This window comes from Bacillus sp. mrc49, assembly GCF_002803435.1.
This window is the reverse complement of the sequence record NZ_PHNG01000657.1, coordinates 1-1791: the sequence shown is the minus strand read 5'-3', so window position 1 is coordinate 1791 and position 1791 is coordinate 1. Positions and strand designations below refer to the sequence as shown.

Genomic DNA, 1791 nt, shown 5'->3' with positions numbered 1-1791 from the left:
ATAGAATGGGTGTTCGCTTATTGCTGGTTTGTTTTGAGCTTGTTGTGGTAGAATGTGTATATATACTTTCTAAAACCGGAATAAATAGAAGGGATAGGAACATATCCCGTTTTTCATATAAAAATATTTCAATAGGAGGCTATGCTTGGTGAAGGATAAGTTTGAGTTAGTCTCAAAATACTCTCCTCAAGGAGATCAACCTGCAGCAATTGAAATGCTTGTCAATGGCATCAAAGAAGGAAAGGAAATGCAGACATTATTGGGGGCGACGGGAACAGGGAAAACGTTCACCGTTTCCAACGTCATACAGCAAATCAATAAACCGACGCTTGTCATTGCCCACAATAAAACGTTGGCAGGGCAGCTTTACAGTGAGTTCAAAGAGTTTTTTCCCAACAATGCCGTTGAGTACTTCGTAAGCTATTATGATTACTATCAGCCAGAGGCCTATGTCCCATCCACCGATACTTTCATCGAAAAAGATGCAAGCATCAATGATGAGATCGATAAACTTCGCCACTCGGCCACTTCGTCTTTGTTCGAAAGGAAAGATGTCATCATCATTGCCAGTGTATCCTGCATTTATGGGCTCGGCTCCCCGGAAGAATACCGGGAGATGGTGGTTTCGCTCAGAACAGGCATGGAAATGGACCGGAATGCCCTGCTGCACAGGCTCGTGGACATTCAATATGAACGGAATGACATAGCTTTCCAGCGCGGGACCTTCCGCGTGCGCGGCGACGTGGTCGAAATTTTCCCGGCCTCCCGCGATGAACATTGCGTACGAGTCGAGTTTTTCGGAGATGAGATTGACCGGATCCGGGAAGTCGATGCACTGACCGGTGAAATTACCGGTGAGCGCGAACATATTGCCATTTTTCCTGCTTCCCACTTCGTAACCCGCGAAGAGAAAATGAAAATCGCGATACAGAATATCGAACTGGAATTGGAAGAACGATTGAAGGGGTTAAGGGAAGATGAGAAACTCCTTGAAGCCCAGCGCTTGGAGCAACGGACGCGGTATGATCTGGAAATGATGCGGGAAATGGGCTTTTGTTCAGGTATTGAGAACTATTCGCGCCATTTGACGCTCCGCCCTGCAGGTGCGACGCCATATACGTTAATCGATTACTTTCCGGAGGACTTCCTATTGGTCGTCGATGAATCACATGTGACCCTCTCGCAAATCAGGGGCATGTTCAATGGGGACCAGGCACGGAAGCAGGTGCTTGTCGATCATGGCTTCCGTCTGCCGTCCGCGAAGGATAACCGGCCGCTAAGATTTGAGGAATTCGAGAAAAAGGTCCATCAATCGGTATTCGTTTCAGCGACACCGGGACCATATGAACTCGAGCATACACCTGAAATGGTCCAGCAGATCATTCGTCCTACCGGCTTGCTTGACCCAACAATCGAGGTTCGTCCAATTGAAGGGCAGATAGATGACATGATCGGAGAAATCCAGGATCGGGTCAAAAAGAATGAACGGGTCCTGATTACGACCCTGACGAAAAAGATGTCCGAAGACTTGACGGATTATTTAAAGGAAATCGGCATCAAGGTTCAATACCTTCATTCGGAAGTGAAAACCTTAGAAAGAATAGAAATCATCCGCGAGCTGCGAATGGGCAAATATGATGTACTCGTCGGAATCAACCTCTTGCGGGAAGGATTGGATATACCGGAAGTGTCGTTAGTGACCATCCTCGATGCCGATAAAGAAGGTTTCCTCCGCTCGGAGCGTTCGCTCATCCAAACGATGGGCCGTGCTGCACGGAATGCCAATGGGCA

General features: G+C 47.6%; 1 protein-coding gene. It reads left to right on the top strand.

Annotated elements, in window-relative coordinates:
- Positions 1-148: 148 nt before the first annotated feature.
- On the top strand, positions 149-1791 hold a 1643-nt coding region (gene uvrB / locus CVN76_RS09445; RefSeq protein WP_100531056.1), incomplete at its 3' end, for an excinuclease ABC subunit UvrB.